Here is a 13,275-nt window from a genome sequence, read left to right on the forward strand (position 1 = left end):
GCCGCCTCGGCCAAGGCCGGGCGGCGTTGCAGTCATGGGATCAGCGGCAGGGACGCGCTGCTGCCCCGAAGAAACTTCAGGCGACGAAGCCAAGGCGTGCGGCAGCCATGGCGCCGGTCTGGCCAGGCATGGTGTTGGCGAGGCGCTGACGCTCGAGAGCGGTCGTCAGGTTCATTTCGCGGCGGGCGAAGAGGCGGGCAAAAAGCTTCATGATCATCTCCATTCGGTTGCTCAGACGGGTCGCCTTCGCTTGATGGAGTGGGGCAGCTCGTTTGCTGGCGGTGATATAGGCTTGTGTAAGCAGAAACTAAATCGCAAAAGCGAAGCGCTTGATATGAAAAGCGACATCAAATGCGACAAATTTGGGCATGATGCTCAGAATCTATTATTGTTTACAGCCGGTTAGTTCAAAATTCGGGATGCTATGCGGCTTGTTCATATGCGCCATGCAGCGGCAGCATGGCTCGTGAATTCATTTGAATGCAAATAAAATAGAGAAGGCCTGCCGGGCGGGTGGCGCGGCAGGCCTTCAGCATTTGATACACACGATTTACTTTGCTCCAGCCCAGGATCCGATGCCGTTGCGAATACCGGCCTTGGCGTCGGAGGCTTCAGGCCAGCCAATATCCTTTTGCAGTTCGATCGGCAGGGAACGGATGGCACGTTCGGTCTGGTAGCGGGCACGGGCCTCGCTGAATTCGGTCGCGATGCGGCCGAGGGACGACAGGATAGACATTTCATTCTCCCTTATGTGCCGGACAGGGGTGCCAGGCAGTGGCTGGTTACGTCATGTCTGTTTCAGCTTCATTTCATGTCGAATGCGGATCTGTGTCGTGTTGGTTTCATGACTGCATCTGGCAGCATCCTGCTTCGACAAGATTGACTATCCTCCCAAACTGATGTTCAATCAAACGAAATGGAATGATGCTTTGTATCAGAAAAATTGAAGGTCGATCGCCATGAACGCCCCACTCAATCATCCGCTGCCGCTGCTCGATCTCGACGTTTTGCGCACTTTCGTGGCGATTGCCGAGACCGGCAGCTTCACCACCGCCGCCAACGCCGTCTTCCGCACGCCGTCCGCGGTGTCGATGCAGATCAAGAAGCTGGAAGACATTCTCGGCCGCTCGGTGTTCGCGCGCGACGCGCGTTCGGTGACGCTCACCACGGACGGCGAGATGCTGCTGGGCTATGCCCGCCGGCTGTTGTCGATCAACCGCGAGGTGGTGTCGAAGTTCATCATCCCCGATATCGTCGGCGTGGTGCGGCTCGGTTCGCCGGATGACTATGGCGAGCGCGTGCTGCCGCATGTGCTGAAGCGCTTCGCGCAGTCGCATCCCTCGATCGCGGTCGACGTCACCATCGACCAGAGCAGCAACCTGCGCCGGCGCATGGACGACCGCGCGCTCGACATCACGCTGCTGACCAATTCCTACAAGACCAGCGCGCTCGGCGCCGAGGTGCTCTTGACCGAGCCGATTGTATGGGCCGGCGCCAAGGGCGGCTGCGCACATCTGCGCGAGCCCTTGCCGGTGTCGCTATGGGAAGAGGGTTGTGCCTGGCGGGCCGGCGCGCTCGAAGCGCTGAGCCGCGAAGGGCGCAATTACCGCATTGCCTATATGAGCGCCCATACGGCCGGCCAGCGGGCCGCCATCATGTCCGACCTCGCCGTGGCGCCGCTGCCGAAGTCCTTCCTCGGCAACGACATGGTCGAACTCTGCCCGAAGGACGGCATGCCCGACATCGGCACTTACAATCTGGCCATGGTGGTGGCGCCGGACGCCAGCGCTCCGGTCAAGGCTGTCGCCGACCACATCCGTGCGACCTTCGAAGTGTTCCGGGAAACCGGCAAGTTCTGATCCGCCGGGCATGCGGGAACTGAAAGCGCTACTCCGCCGCCTCGGCGGAGGGCGCTTCGAAGCTTGTTCTGGTGCCTTGGCTGATCGGTGCGCCGACGTCGTTGAGGAACGTGACGATGTGCTGACGCGCGCGGCGTGATTCCGGCATGTCGATCAGCGGCCAGACATGAAACATGCCTTCCTCGTACACGAGCTCGACCTCGACGCCTGCGCTGCGCGCTTTTTGCGCGAAGATCAGATTGTCGGGTGTGAGAAGATCGCGCGAGCCCGTCAGAAGCAATGTCTTGGGCAACACCGAGAGATCGCCATAAACCGGACTGATATGCCAGTCGGTGGGAAGCATTCCGGCACTGTAGAGCCGGATCGCCTCCCGTCCGCCGGCAATGCCCAACCAGGGATCGTTCCTCTCCGCTTCGAAAACTTCGGGGTTTGCAAGCGAAACGTCGAGCCCTGGTGAAATCAGAACATGGCGCGATGGCGGCGGCAGACCCTGTTCGGCCGCCATCATGGTCAGCACCACAGCCATGTTGCCGCCGGCGGAATCGCCCATGAAGACGATGTCCTCGGGGTCGGTCTCGTCGAGCATTTGGCGATAGACGTCGCCAACCATGCCGAACATGGCGTGGAAGTCATGCTCGGGAGCGATGGGATAGATCGGCACGGTGACGGCGTAGCCCAGACGGTCGGCCATGTCGGCAATCAGGTGCCAATGATACGGCGTGATTTCAAAGACATAGGCGCCGCCGTGCAGGTAGAGAATCCGCTTTCGCTCGCCGGCCCTGGGGGCGATCTCGTAGACCGGAAAGCCGTCGACGGTACTCGTCTGGATGTTGAGGCGCTGCTGCAGCGAGGCCGGCGGATGATGATCTTCGGTTTTGCGCGCGGCCGCGATCCAGCGCTGCAGGTTTTCCGGGCTGGAAAACGCCTTCTTGCGGCTGTGCCTGAGCACGAAGGAAACAACGTGGCTTTTCAAACTTGGCATGCGGATACACGAACTTCGGCGGCAGCCGACTAAGAGAATTCCCCTCTTTTTTGAAGATCGGGTGCTGGCCGAAAATGTCAAGATTTACGCCGTGTGCCACACGGTGGTGTGATCCGCCGCATGGATCCGACATACCGCGGCGGTCAGCGGCGCGGCAAGAGTGCGGCGCGCAACCGGTTGCTGGTGATCGCCGGGGACATGCGAGGTCCCCGGCGGATGCCGAGCAATTTGCATTTGTCGGCGAAGGTCATCAGCGTGGCGTACCCAGAAGCAGCGCGGTGAGCGCGGCCTGCGGATCATTCTGCGGCGATGCCGGCCAGCCGATGTCCTTCTGGACATGCGCCGGCAGGCTGTTCAGAGCGCGGGTCGCCCTGTTCCTGGCGTGGGCCTGCCTGATGGTCGCACCGAAGCGGCCGAGATTTTCGAACATCGACATTTTCATCTCCCTTGAAGAGCAGCGGAGGCCGAGGGGTTGTTCGTGGCCGCCGTGCAATGCCGGGTAAATGCGCCTGCCGTGTATCGGATGGATTTCGCGAAAACAGCGTTTTGGTTTCCGGATCTGGCGATCCGGAAACATTTGCATACAAATGAAATTGAATGCGTAGGCGCGGCCTATTCGCGGCCGCGCCTTGCCGCGTGACCTTCGCGTGAGCGCCGGCGCGGTGTGGCGTCGCCGGCGACGCCATCCTCGCTGACCGTCTTGCGTGGCGGCAGTTTCACCGCCGCCGACAGTTTCGGGAACGGATCGACCTTGTTGGGCAGCGCCATGGCGTAGACGAAATGCTCCTGGAATTTCGGCTCCAGCGCGGTCTCGATCTTCTCGATCTGGCTCACCGTCTCCTCGATCTCGCGGCGATAGCCACGATTGAGCAGCGCCATGCGCGCACCGGCGCCGGCGGCGTTGCCGACGGCCGAGACCTTGTCGAGATCGCAATCGGGGATCAGCCCCAGCACCATGGCGTATTTCGGATCGATGAAGGAGCCGAAGGCGCCCGCGAAGTGGATGCGGTCGACATGCTCGGTGTTCTGCTTTTCCATCAAAAGCTTGGTGCCGGCATAAAGGGCCGCCTTGGCAAGCTGGATGGCGCGCACGTCGGTCTGGGTGATGGTGATCTTGGGCCCATCCTCCTTTGACGCAGAGCCTTCCTTCAGCACATAGGAGAAGGTGCGGCCATTGGCGACGACGCGCGGCGAGCGCGCGGAAAGCGAGCCGTCGACGACGCCGTCCTCGGAAATGATGCCGGCGAGATACATCTCCGCCACGATCTCGATGATCCCGGAGCCGCAGATGCCGGTGACGCCGGTCGCCTGCACGCTGTCGAGGAAGCCCGGTTCGTCGGACCACAGTTCTGAGCCGATGACGCGGTACTTAGGCTCCAGCGTCTCCGGATCGATTCGCACGCGCTCGATGGCGCCTGGGGCGGCGCGTTGGCCGCCGGAGATTTCAGCACCCTCGAACGCCGGACCGGTAGGAGAGGAAGCCGCCACGACCCGCGCGCGGTTGCCGAGCACGATCTCGGCATTGGTGCCGACGTCGACGATCAGCATCATTTCGTCCTGGCGGTGCGGGCCTTCCGACAGTGTCACCGCCGCCGCGTCGGCGCCGACATGGCCGGCGATGCAAGGCAGCATGTAGAGCCGTGCGCCCTGGTTGAGCTTCAGGCCGATGTCGGAGGCCTTGATGCGAACCGCTCCGGAGACGGCGAGCGCGAAGGGCGCGCCGCCGAGTTCGGTCGGATCGATGCCGAGGAAAAGGTGGTGCATGATCGGATTGCCGACGAAGACGGAATCCAGGATGTCGTTGCGCTGGACATTGCCTTCCGCGCAAACCTTGTCGACGAGGCTGGAGATCGCTTCGCGCACGGCGACCGTCATGCCTTCGCGGCCGTCCGGGTTCATCATCACGTAGGAGACGCGGCTCATCAGATCCTCGCCGAAGCGGATCTGCGGGTTCGACGTGCCCGACGAGGCGGCGACGCGGCCGGACAGCAACGACACCAGGTGCATGGCGATGGTGGTCGAGCCGATATCGCAGGCGAGGCCATAGGCCTCGTTCTTGAGGCCCGGCCACAGCGCGATGACCCGCGCGATGTCGCTGTCGGCATCCTTGTGGATGGCCGCGGTGGCGGTCCAGTTGCCCTTGCGCAATATGCCCTGCACCTGCGGCAGCAGGTAGAAATCGAATTCGAGGTTTTTGAAGCCCCAGTCCTTCATCAGCGCGATCTTGAGGCGATCGAGATCGCCTGATGGATTGTGCATGTCGGGCTCTTCGATCTCGACATAGCACATGCGGATCGCCGTATCGCGGGCGATCACCCTGGTGTCGGCGTCCTTGCGGATGGTCTGCGCATTGATGACCGTATCCTGCGGTACGTCGATGACGAGGTCGCCGAGGATCTGCGCCGAGCAGGAGAGGCGGCGCCGTTCGGGCAGGCCGCGCACGCGCTCGTAGCGCTCTTCCTTGGGGCCCTTGGGCGAAATGTGCTCGTTGGACGAGACGATCTTGTGCTTGGCGAAATTGCCTTCCTGCACCTCGACCTGGCAGCGTCCGCACGTGGCGCGGCCACCGCACACGCTTTCGACATAGACGCCAAGCTGGCGCGCGGCATCCAGGACCGGCGTGCCGACAGGAAACCGCCCGCGCTTGCCCGACGGCATGAACAGCACGAGCGGATCGGTGATGTTTGCAGGTGAATTCACGATTGCGCGCTTATCCTCGACCCATCCGGGCCTCACGACCGCCGCGGCGGCGGCCACCGTTGCCGTTGCCTTCGCCTGGCGCATTGACCGCTGTCGGCGCCGCGACCGCCTGACCGCCTTCGGCCGGCTTGTAGTCCTTGTAGGTGCGGATCCAGTTGGTGCAGTTCTCGTCGGTGCCGTTGAGCACATTGGCGCCGCGCACGGCTTCCATTTCCTGCGGACGCACCGGGTTCATGATCGCCGAGGTCATGCCGGCGCCGATCACCATCGGGATGAAGGCGGCGTTGATGCCGTGGCGGTGCGGCAGGCCGAACGAGATGTTGGACAGGCCACAGGTGGTGTTGACCTTGAGTTCCTCACGCAGGCGGCGCAGCAGGGCGAACACCTGGCGGCCGGCATCGCCCAGCGCGCCGATCGGCATGACCAGCGGGTCGACGACCACGTCATGCGCCGGAATGCCGAAATCGGCACAGCGCTGCACGATCTTCTTGGCGACGGCGAAACGCACGTCCGGGTCCATCGAGATGCCGGTCTCGTCATTGGAGATGGCGACGACCGGCACGTTGTATTTCTTGATCAGCGGCAGGATGGCTTCGAGCTTCTCTTCCTCGCCGGTGACGGAGTTGACCAGCGGACGGCCCTTGGCGACCTTGAGCGCCGCCTCGATCGCGGCGGTGACGGAGGAGTCGATCGACAGCGGCAGGTCGACGAGGCCTTGGACGATCTCCAGCGTCTGCACCAGCAGCGCCGGCTCGGTCGCGTTGGGGTCGACAGCGGTCACGCCGGCATTGACGTCGAGCATTGTGGCGCCGCAAGCGGCCTGTTCCAGCGCGTCCTTGATGACGGTCTCGAAATTGCCGGCGATCATCTCGGCGGCGAGCTTCTTGCGGCCGGTCGGGTTGATACGCTCGCCGATCACGCAGAAGGGCTGGTCGAAGCCGATGATGATTTCTCGTGTCGCCGAGGCGACGATGGTCCGGGTCATGAAATCTCTCCGTCGTGATATAAAGAGTTCTTTATATCGTTATCTCTTCTCGATCAAGCGAATGGTCGCTCTCCGCACGGATCAATGCGCGGTCTTCACCATGTCCACCTGGGTTTCGGTAATCTCGTCGTGCAGGATGTGGTCGAGCCGGTCGGCGACCATCTGGTCGTCGCGGCGAATCTCACGCTTCCAGGGCTGGCGGCCCTTGAGCACGCCCGATTCATCGACGATCTCGGCGACGTATTCCTCCTGGCGGTAGGCCATCACATGGATGCCCGAGACGCCGGGGATTTCCTTCACCTCGTTGATGATGTCGGTGCAGAGCTGCTTGCCTTCCTTTTTCTGGTCCTGGGCGCCCTCCAGCCGCTTGATGATGGCGTCCGGGATATGGATGCCCGGCACATTGGAGCGGATCCACTTGGCCGTCTTGGCCGAGGCGAGCGGGCCGACGCCGCACAGGATGAAGACTTTTTCTGTATGCCCCAAGTCCCGCGCCTTCTGCATGAAGGTCCTGAACATCGGCACGTCGAAGCAATACTGCGTCTGCACGAACTGCGCGCCGGCGGCGATCTTCTTGCCGAGATGGATCGGGCGGAAATCGAAGGGCGGCGCGAACGGATTGACGGCGGCACCCAGGAACAGCTGCGGCGGCGTGGTGAGCTTGCGGCCGGACAGGAACTTGCCGTTGTCGCGCATGATGCGGCAGGTCTCGAGCAGCGACATGGAATCGAGGTCGAACACCGGCTTGGCGCCGGGCTGGTCGCCGGCCTGGACGCCGTCGCCGGTAAGGCACAGCATGTTGGCGACGCCCATCGCGGCACCGCCGAGCACGTCGCCCTGGATGGCGATGCGGTTCTTGTCGCGGCAGGCGATCTGCATGATCGGTGCATAGCCCATGCGGGTCAGCAGCGCGCAGATGCCGACCGAGGACATGTGGCAGTTGGCGCCGGACGCGTCGACCGCGTTGATCGCGTCGACCCAGCCGTCGAAGATCTTCGCCCTGTTGTAGACGTCTTCCGGATCGGCGCTGTCTGGCGGATTGAGCTCGGTGGTTACAGCGAATTCGCCGCGCCGCAGCACGCGCTCGAGCCGGCCACGCGAGGTGTGGCCGGGCAGGGGGTCGAGCGGCAGGTGAATGCCGGCCGGGTTTTCGTCACGCTGGCGACCGATCATGCGGCGGCTCCGGTCTTGGCATCTGCGGTTTTGGCATCGGCCGCGGCCTGACGGGCTGCCGCCGCCTGCGCGGTGACGCGCAGCCAGGCCGAGGTTTCGCGCAGCGACTGGTCGACCGGCTTCTGGACGGTCAGGATCTTGTCGGAATTGACCATGTTCTGCGAGCCTTCCCAGGCCTTGACCCAGACGCAGGGCATATCAGGCTCGACCTCGCAATTGCCGTTGGCGCGCACGCCGCCGCAGGGGCCGTTGCGCAACTGCTTGGGGCAGTTCATCGGGCACGACATGCCGGTCGAGGACAATATGCATTGGCCGCACATGCGGCAGTCGAACATGAAGCCTTTTACGCGCTTCTCGACGAACTTGATCGGGGCCTCGACGCGGCCGTAGCCGATGCCTTTCCACAAGGGATGCAGCAGCAGGAACATGTCGGCGAACCTGGAGTAGAACCATTCGAGCAATCGCGAGTGCCGCACAGACCACAATCTAACGGCGAACGAGCGCTGCACGCGCCGCTGCGGCGACACGTCGGCCGGCTTGTAGTCGGATTTCGGCGCTGCCTTCTTGTTGAGCGTGGCTTGGGTAACCGCCGCCCCTTCCTTGTTGACGGGAGTGGTCTCAGACATTTTCTTTGCCGCCCGCTTTCACCAGAGCGACCAGCCGCTCACGGTCATACTTCGCGTCGATATCGTTGAATGCCTTTTCGACCTCGGCGTCGAGGTCGTCGCCGACCGGGATCGGATCGGCCTTGCGCCATTCGGCCAGATAGTCGTCCGTGCCGCCGGCGCCGGTGCGCATGGCGCACATGTCGATCGCCTCGGTGAAGCGCAAAGGCAGCTCACGCTTGGCATTCTGCCGGCCTTTCTTGACAATGACCTGGGCAGGGATGTCGCGCCAGTAGACGACGATCAGATCGGCCATGAATTCTCACTCCTCGAACTATCGAGCATTGCCGCATGCGCAATGGGGCCGCTTGTTATGGGACGACGCGCGCGCATTCAAAAGCGACGCATTTCAATGTCGTAAAATGAAAGGTGCGTTTATTCGTTTCCGGCACGGGCGACGGCAGGCCCAGCGCGACGGAAAAGCCGGCGTGCGGCAAGTGGCTCGGGGTGAGGAATCCGCTACCAGATGCCGGTTCTGATGCCTGTCCAGACGTAGAACCAGATCGTCGGGTGGTACCATTGCCGCGACGGCAGGCCGGGGTCGAAGGTGGTGAGCTTTCCGGCCAGCACGTCGCTGATGGCCTCGACGCAGATGTCGCGCGAGAATGCTGTCTGCCGGAGCGCATAGCTGGAAATGGTGTCGCCCCGTTTGGGCTGGCCGCGCACCTGTTTCAGCACCGCACCGGTGTCGACGCCGGGATCGACCAGATGCACGGTGGTGCCGAAATTCTGGCGATCGCCCGATGTCAGGGCCCAGTAGCCGCCATTCATGCCGCGGTATTTCGGCGTGATGCCGGCGTGATAGTTGAGTACCGGGCAAGGCATCCTGGCCAACATGTCCTTCGACAACAGCCGGCAGCCGTTGAGCAGGACGACGCCAGGCTGGAGCTTCTGGATCGCCTCGAGGCACTCCGGCCCGTTTGCCGAGGCAACATGGATGATCTCCTGGTCCCGCCTGGGCTCGGTCTCGAGTTTCTCCTCGGCGATCAACCGTGCGGCATGGCTGACGAGGAACCGTTTCCCCAGCCTGCTCAGCACCATCGTGCCAAGCTGGCCGATGGCGGAGATCCAGCCTTGGCGACGAGCCCGGCCAATTAGCAATTGCTTTTTGGATTCAGAGGTTTCGAGGACGACGCTTACAGGACCGACGCGGTCCGCGATCGCGTTGATCATGGCCCAGACATGCTGGCCTCCTCCGGTGACGACCACGATCGGACGCGGACTGGACTGCGATGCTGCCATGGATCTTGCCACCCTCCAAGCGACCCGTTCTCGACAATGGGCCGGATGCTAGGCGGGGCGGGTTAATTGTTGGTGTGTCCAAAGCTCGCCAGGCAAGACATGAAAGGACCCGGGTCAGCGCTTGAATTCGAGGATGTCGAGCTTCGATTCATAGTAGGGGGCGGGAAATTCGATGCGCCATTCGCTGGCGCCGGTGCGGAAGGCATAGCCGACCTGGTCGCTCTGCGGACCGCTGCCGTAAGGCTTTGCCGGATCCTCGTTGACGGTGAAGGAGCCGAGATAGATGGCACGCTTTTCGCCGTCGTCGAAGAAGCGACCCTTGGTGCGCTGCGAACCGCTCACCTTTTCCAGCCGCCAGCCGGAGCCGTCATCGGTCACCTTGCACTTGAACCAGCCATAGATGACGAGCGCCGACGTTCCGCCCGCCTTGATGGTGCGGCACTGCCAGTTGCCGGTCAGGTCCTTGTCGGAAAAGGACACCAGGGGCGTCGCAACCAAGGCGTCGAGCTGCTTGACCTCGGCCGGGTTGCCGGCCTTCGCCTCGGCAAGTGCCGCCTTGCGCGTCTCGCCATATTTGTCGAGGCGGGCCTTGTCGGCAGGTGTGATCAACTTCTGCACCTCGCCGTCGGCAAGGGCGGGCAGGGTGCAGCAGAGCAGGCCGATGGCGGCGAAAAGGGGACGAAGGATCATCTGGAACTCCCTGGATAAAACATCAATCGATAAAAAATGGCAGTTAATGTCTGGAGCGGTGCTGCCGCCGGCCGATGGCTGACTTTACCGGGTCGCTCGCGCCTGTCATCCGTGCTTAACAGCGTCATCGTCAAAAATCATGGTGCGCGCATGCGAATCTTGCTCACGGGGTCATCGGGCTGGCTTGGCAGCGCGCTGGCGCCGCGGCTGCGGGGCCTTGGTCACGAGGTGATAGGTCTTGACCCGGTTCCATCTGTTGAAACGCAGATGATCGGCTCGATCGCCGACCGTGACCTTGTCCTGCGCACGGTCGGCGACAACCGCATCGAAGCCATCATCCACAGCGGCGCGCTGCACAAGCCCAACATAGAAAGCCGCGCCAACAGCGATTTCGTGGCCACCAACGTACAGGGCACGCTGAACCTGCTCGATGCGGCGGTGGCGGCCGGTGTGGAGCGTTTCGTCTTCACGTCGACGACCTCGCTAATGATCTCGCAGGGGATACGCGACGGGTTCAGGGGCGGTGCGCGCAAGGCCGCCTGGCTGACGGAGGCGATGTCGCCCGAGCCACGCAACATCTATGGCGTCACCAAGCTTTCGGCCGAACATCTTTGCCGTCTCTATCATCTTCAGCATGGCCTGCCGGTGGTCGTGCTACGCACCGCCCGTTTCTTTCCCGAGGCCGACGACATGGCGCATGCGATCGAACAGTCTGATGCCAACACCAAGGCGAATGAATTGCTGTTCCGGCGGCTGACGGTGGAAGATGCGGCCGAGGCCCATGTCGCTGGCTTGGAGAAGGCGCCGCAGCTTGGCTTCGATACTTTCATAGTCTCGGCGCCGACTCCGTTTCAGCCCGACGACTGCGACGCGCTGATCAGGGACGCGCCATCGGTCGTCGAGCGCTATTTCCCTGACTTTCCGGCGCTTTACGCGCGAAAGGGCTGGACGATGTTTTCCTCCATCGACCGGGTCTATGACGCATTGCGGGCGCGGGACAGGCTGGGTTTCGTCTGCAAGACGAGCTTCGCCGACGTGCTGGCGGCGCTGCGGGTGGAAGAGAGTCCGGCTTAGATTAGCGCTGGCGCGGGGCAGCGCCAGCCGCGGCTTGCGCCATTCCGGCCGTCAGGTCGCCATAGCCGGTCGCGCGCCGCTCATAGGCGAGGCCGAGCAGGGCGGCGGCCTTTTCCGCGACCTTGTCGAGCTCCGGATCGTCGGTCTGGGCGAGATAGATCAGTTTCTCATAGTTGCCGAAATAGTCCTTGATCAGCTCCGGGTGCTTGTCGAGGCCGAGCGGCTTCATGAAGAAGGCGTCGAACTGGCGGCACAGGAAATCCGTCATGTAGAAGGACATCATGTCGTCATCGGCGACCTTCGCATAGGCGTCCATGCCCTGGTAAAAGGCGAAGCAATGCGGGCCGGCCATGCGCTCGACGCCGTGCTTCTCGCAGACCCGGTCGAGCAGGCCGCCAGTGCCGCAATCGGCATAGCCGACGAAGATGTGCTTGTAGCCCTCGGCCTTGGCCTTCTCTATCGCATTGTCCATGGCGGGCGCGATGCGGTCGGGATAGAAATGAAACTCCGCCGGCAGACAGGTCAATTCGAGGTGATCGAGCCCGAGCTGTTCCTTGACGGCCAACACCTCGCGCGCAATCATCCCGCAGGCGATGACGAGCAGCCTGTCGTCTTGATTCGGGTTCGTTTTCAGTGTTTTGACCATGGAACCAGCCGAGCCGGCCTTCGTTGCTGTGGGGTTAATTTATCTATTGAGGGAGACACCATCCATGAAACTGCTACGCATCGCACCAATCGCCATTCTTGCCTGTGCGCTGGCCCTTACGGCTTGCGCGAACACCGTCCGCGGCGTCGGCAAGGACGTCAAGTCTACGGCCAGGGCGGTCAAGGACACCGTCAACTGATCGGCAGCCTCGTCCGTCATTTGGGAACAAAAAAGCCGCGCTGCAAGGCGCGGCTCTTTCCATTGGCCATGCCGGCCACTGTCCATGCCGGATTGGCCAATCAGGACGCGGCGCGCACATTGTGCTTGCGCTTCATGTAGTCCTTGGCGGTCTCGACCGCCACGGCGGCATCGCGACAATAGGCATCGGCGCCAACGGCCTTGCCGAATTCCTCGTTGAGCGGCGCGCCGCCGACCAGCACGACATAGTCGTCGCGGATGCCCTTTTCCTTCATCGTGTCGATGACGACCTTCATGTAGGGCATGGTCGTGGTCAACAGCGCCGACATGCCGATAATGTCGGGTTGGTGCTGCTCGATGGCATCGAGATATTTCTCGACCGCGTTGTTGATGCCAAGGTCGATGACGTCGAAGCCGGCGCCCTCCATCATCATGCCGACCAGGTTCTTGCCGATGTCGTGGATGTCGCCCTTGACGGTGCCGATCACCATCTTGCCCTGCTTGGGCGCGCCGGTGGCGGCCAGCAGCGGCCGCAGGATGAACATGCCGGCCTTCATGGCATTGGCCGACAACAGCACCTCGGGAACGAACAGGATGCCGTCGCGAAAATCCTCGCCGACGATGCGCATACCTTCGACCAGCGCCTCGGTCAGCACCTTGTAAGGCACCCAGCCGCGCTCGAGCAGGATCCGCGTGCCTTCCTCGATCTCTTCCTTCAGCCCGTCATAGAGATCGTCGTGCATCTGCTGCACCAACTCATCGTCGGAAAGCTCGGAAAGGATGATCTCGTCGTCGGCCATTTTGATCCAACTCCTCACGGCATCGCGACTGCGTCGCAAGGCACAACAGATTTGCGTCCATACCTAACCCGCTAGGGGCGGGTATCCATAGCTGATTTGCGACTTCCCGCAAAAGGAAAGCGACTGGAAAATCTATTGGTTTTCTTGTCGATTTTGCGACAGGCGTTGGCGCGGACGGGCCGTTTCGAATAGGGTGCATGGCTACGATCCGGCGAAAGCCGCGCCATGCGGCCGCAACGGCTACGGACCGGTCCATATCGA

Annotated in this window: 16 protein-coding genes; 3 read left to right on the forward strand and 13 right to left on the reverse strand. The window is 62.5% G+C overall.

What is annotated here, in order from left to right; all coding sequences use genetic code 11:
- Positions 1–76: 76 nt before the first annotated feature.
- Entirely contained in the window at positions 77–211 is a 135-nt protein-coding gene (locus FJ978_RS33435) for a hypothetical protein (RefSeq protein WP_013894968.1), read from the reverse strand.
- Positions 212–550: 339 nt separating this feature from the next.
- On the reverse strand, positions 551–736 hold the full coding sequence (locus tag FJ978_RS29240) for a hypothetical protein (RefSeq protein WP_013894969.1): 186 nt from the start codon (positions 734–736) through the stop codon (positions 551–553).
- Between the two features lie 223 nt (positions 737–959).
- Here FJ978_RS29240 and FJ978_RS29245 point away from each other — a divergent pair, with 223 nt between their 5' ends.
- Positions 960–1,859 carry a LysR substrate-binding domain-containing protein gene (locus FJ978_RS29245; RefSeq protein ID WP_013894970.1) on the forward strand — a complete coding sequence of 300 codons (900 nt, stop codon included), beginning with the start codon at positions 960–962 and terminating at the stop codon, positions 1,857–1,859.
- A gap of 28 nt (positions 1,860–1,887) precedes the next feature.
- Here the strand turns inward: FJ978_RS29245 and FJ978_RS29250 are convergent, their stop codons facing one another.
- From FJ978_RS29250 to FJ978_RS29290, 9 genes are all read right to left on the reverse strand, one after another.
- Positions 1,888–2,841, reverse strand: a complete 954-nt coding sequence (locus FJ978_RS29250; protein WP_140576193.1) for an alpha/beta hydrolase — start codon at positions 2,839–2,841, stop codon at positions 1,888–1,890.
- Between the two features lie 250 nt (positions 2,842–3,091).
- The gene (locus tag FJ978_RS29255) at positions 3,092–3,277 is read right to left on the reverse strand and encodes a hypothetical protein (protein WP_140576163.1); all 186 of its coding nucleotides are present in this window, start codon (positions 3,275–3,277) and stop codon (positions 3,092–3,094) included.
- Positions 3,278–3,453: 176 nt separating this feature from the next.
- Positions 3,454–5,541: an ASKHA domain-containing protein gene (locus FJ978_RS29260; protein ID WP_181176828.1), complete on the reverse strand. Its 2,088-nt coding sequence runs from the start codon at positions 5,539–5,541 to the stop codon at positions 3,454–3,456.
- A 10-nt stretch (positions 5,542–5,551) separates the two neighbouring features.
- Complete coding sequence (locus FJ978_RS29265; protein WP_140576166.1) at positions 5,552–6,526, reverse strand: methyltetrahydrofolate cobalamin methyltransferase; 975 nt, start codon at positions 6,524–6,526, stop codon at positions 5,552–5,554.
- 81 nt (positions 6,527–6,607) lie between these two features.
- Positions 6,608–7,699 (reverse strand): methylenetetrahydrofolate reductase, encoded by a 1,092-nt coding sequence (locus FJ978_RS29270; RefSeq protein WP_013894976.1) that lies wholly within the window; start codon positions 7,697–7,699, stop codon positions 6,608–6,610.
- Positions 7,696–8,325: a methylenetetrahydrofolate reductase C-terminal domain-containing protein gene (locus FJ978_RS29275; protein ID WP_013894977.1), complete on the reverse strand. Its 630-nt coding sequence runs from the start codon at positions 8,323–8,325 to the stop codon at positions 7,696–7,698. Before FJ978_RS29275 ends, FJ978_RS29270 begins: the two co-directional genes overlap by 4 nt.
- On the reverse strand, positions 8,318–8,620 hold the full coding sequence (locus tag FJ978_RS29280; RefSeq protein WP_013894978.1) for a virulence factor: 303 nt from the start codon (positions 8,618–8,620) through the stop codon (positions 8,318–8,320). The genes FJ978_RS29275 and FJ978_RS29280 overlap by 8 nt, the downstream gene beginning before the upstream one ends.
- Positions 8,621–8,823: 203 nt before the next feature.
- On the reverse strand, positions 8,824–9,606 hold the full coding sequence (locus FJ978_RS29285; RefSeq protein WP_140576168.1) for a formyl transferase: 783 nt from the start codon (positions 9,604–9,606) through the stop codon (positions 8,824–8,826).
- A gap of 114 nt (positions 9,607–9,720) precedes the next feature.
- Positions 9,721–10,296 carry a DUF4893 domain-containing protein gene (locus FJ978_RS29290; protein WP_140576169.1) on the reverse strand — a complete coding sequence of 192 codons (576 nt, stop codon included), beginning with the start codon at positions 10,294–10,296 and terminating at the stop codon, positions 9,721–9,723.
- A gap of 150 nt (positions 10,297–10,446) precedes the next feature.
- On the opposite strand from FJ978_RS29290, the gene FJ978_RS29295 reads away from it, so the two are divergent.
- Positions 10,447–11,370, forward strand: coding sequence for an NAD(P)-dependent oxidoreductase (locus FJ978_RS29295; RefSeq protein WP_140576171.1), 924 nt, complete (start codon positions 10,447–10,449; stop codon positions 11,368–11,370).
- Between the two features lies 1 nt (position 11,371).
- Here the strand turns inward: FJ978_RS29295 and FJ978_RS29300 are convergent, their stop codons facing one another.
- Complete coding sequence (locus FJ978_RS29300) at positions 11,372–12,016, reverse strand: DUF1638 domain-containing protein (protein WP_140576173.1); 645 nt, start codon at positions 12,014–12,016, stop codon at positions 11,372–11,374.
- Between the two features lie 64 nt (positions 12,017–12,080).
- Here FJ978_RS29300 and FJ978_RS29305 point away from each other — a divergent pair, with 64 nt between their 5' ends.
- A complete protein-coding gene (locus FJ978_RS29305) occupies positions 12,081–12,215 on the forward strand; it encodes an entericidin A/B family lipoprotein (protein ID WP_013894983.1) in 135 nt (44 codons plus the stop codon).
- A 100-nt stretch (positions 12,216–12,315) separates the two neighbouring features.
- On the opposite strand, the gene FJ978_RS29310 is transcribed toward FJ978_RS29305, so the two are convergent.
- Positions 12,316–13,014, reverse strand: coding sequence for a B12-binding domain-containing protein (locus FJ978_RS29310; protein ID WP_023780418.1), 699 nt, complete (start codon positions 13,012–13,014; stop codon positions 12,316–12,318).
- Positions 13,015–13,275 lie beyond the last annotated feature (261 nt).

It is taken from the genome of Mesorhizobium sp. B1-1-7 (genome assembly GCF_006442705.1).
Classification (GTDB): Bacteria; Pseudomonadota; Alphaproteobacteria; order Rhizobiales; family Rhizobiaceae; genus Mesorhizobium; species Mesorhizobium opportunistum.

Bases quoted from the DNA above. Each gene is read 5' to 3' on its own strand.
- FJ978_RS33435 (WP_013894968.1), bottom strand. From the start codon at position 211: ATGAAGCTTTTTGCCCGCCTCTTCGCCCGCCGCGAAATGAACCTGACG.
- FJ978_RS29240 (WP_013894969.1), bottom strand. From the start codon at position 736: ATGTCTATCCTGTCGTCCCTCGGCCGCATCGCGACCGAATTCAGCGAG.
- FJ978_RS29245 (WP_013894970.1), top strand. From the start codon at position 960: ATGAACGCCCCACTCAATCATCCGCTGCCGCTGCTCGATCTCGACGTT.
- FJ978_RS29250 (WP_140576193.1), bottom strand. From the start codon at position 2,841: ATGCCAAGTTTGAAAAGCCACGTTGTTTCCTTCGTGCTCAGGCACAGC.
- FJ978_RS29255 (WP_140576163.1), bottom strand. From the start codon at position 3,277: ATGTCGATGTTCGAAAATCTCGGCCGCTTCGGTGCGACCATCAGGCAG.
- FJ978_RS29265 (WP_140576166.1), bottom strand. From the start codon at position 6,526: ATGACCCGGACCATCGTCGCCTCGGCGACACGAGAAATCATCATCGGC.
- FJ978_RS29270 (WP_013894976.1), bottom strand. From the start codon at position 7,699: ATGATCGGTCGCCAGCGTGACGAAAACCCGGCCGGCATTCACCTGCCG.
- FJ978_RS29275 (WP_013894977.1), bottom strand. From the start codon at position 8,325: ATGTCTGAGACCACTCCCGTCAACAAGGAAGGGGCGGCGGTTACCCAA.
- FJ978_RS29280 (WP_013894978.1), bottom strand. From the start codon at position 8,620: ATGGCCGATCTGATCGTCGTCTACTGGCGCGACATCCCTGCCCAGGTC.
- FJ978_RS29285 (WP_140576168.1), bottom strand. From the start codon at position 9,606: ATGGCAGCATCGCAGTCCAGTCCGCGTCCGATCGTGGTCGTCACCGGA.
- FJ978_RS29290 (WP_140576169.1), bottom strand. From the start codon at position 10,296: ATGATCCTTCGTCCCCTTTTCGCCGCCATCGGCCTGCTCTGCTGCACC.
- FJ978_RS29295 (WP_140576171.1), top strand. From the start codon at position 10,447: ATGCGAATCTTGCTCACGGGGTCATCGGGCTGGCTTGGCAGCGCGCTG.
- FJ978_RS29300 (WP_140576173.1), bottom strand. From the start codon at position 12,016: ATGGTCAAAACACTGAAAACGAACCCGAATCAAGACGACAGGCTGCTC.
- FJ978_RS29305 (WP_013894983.1), top strand. From the start codon at position 12,081: ATGAAACTGCTACGCATCGCACCAATCGCCATTCTTGCCTGTGCGCTG.
- FJ978_RS29310 (WP_023780418.1), bottom strand. From the start codon at position 13,014: ATGGCCGACGACGAGATCATCCTTTCCGAGCTTTCCGACGATGAGTTG.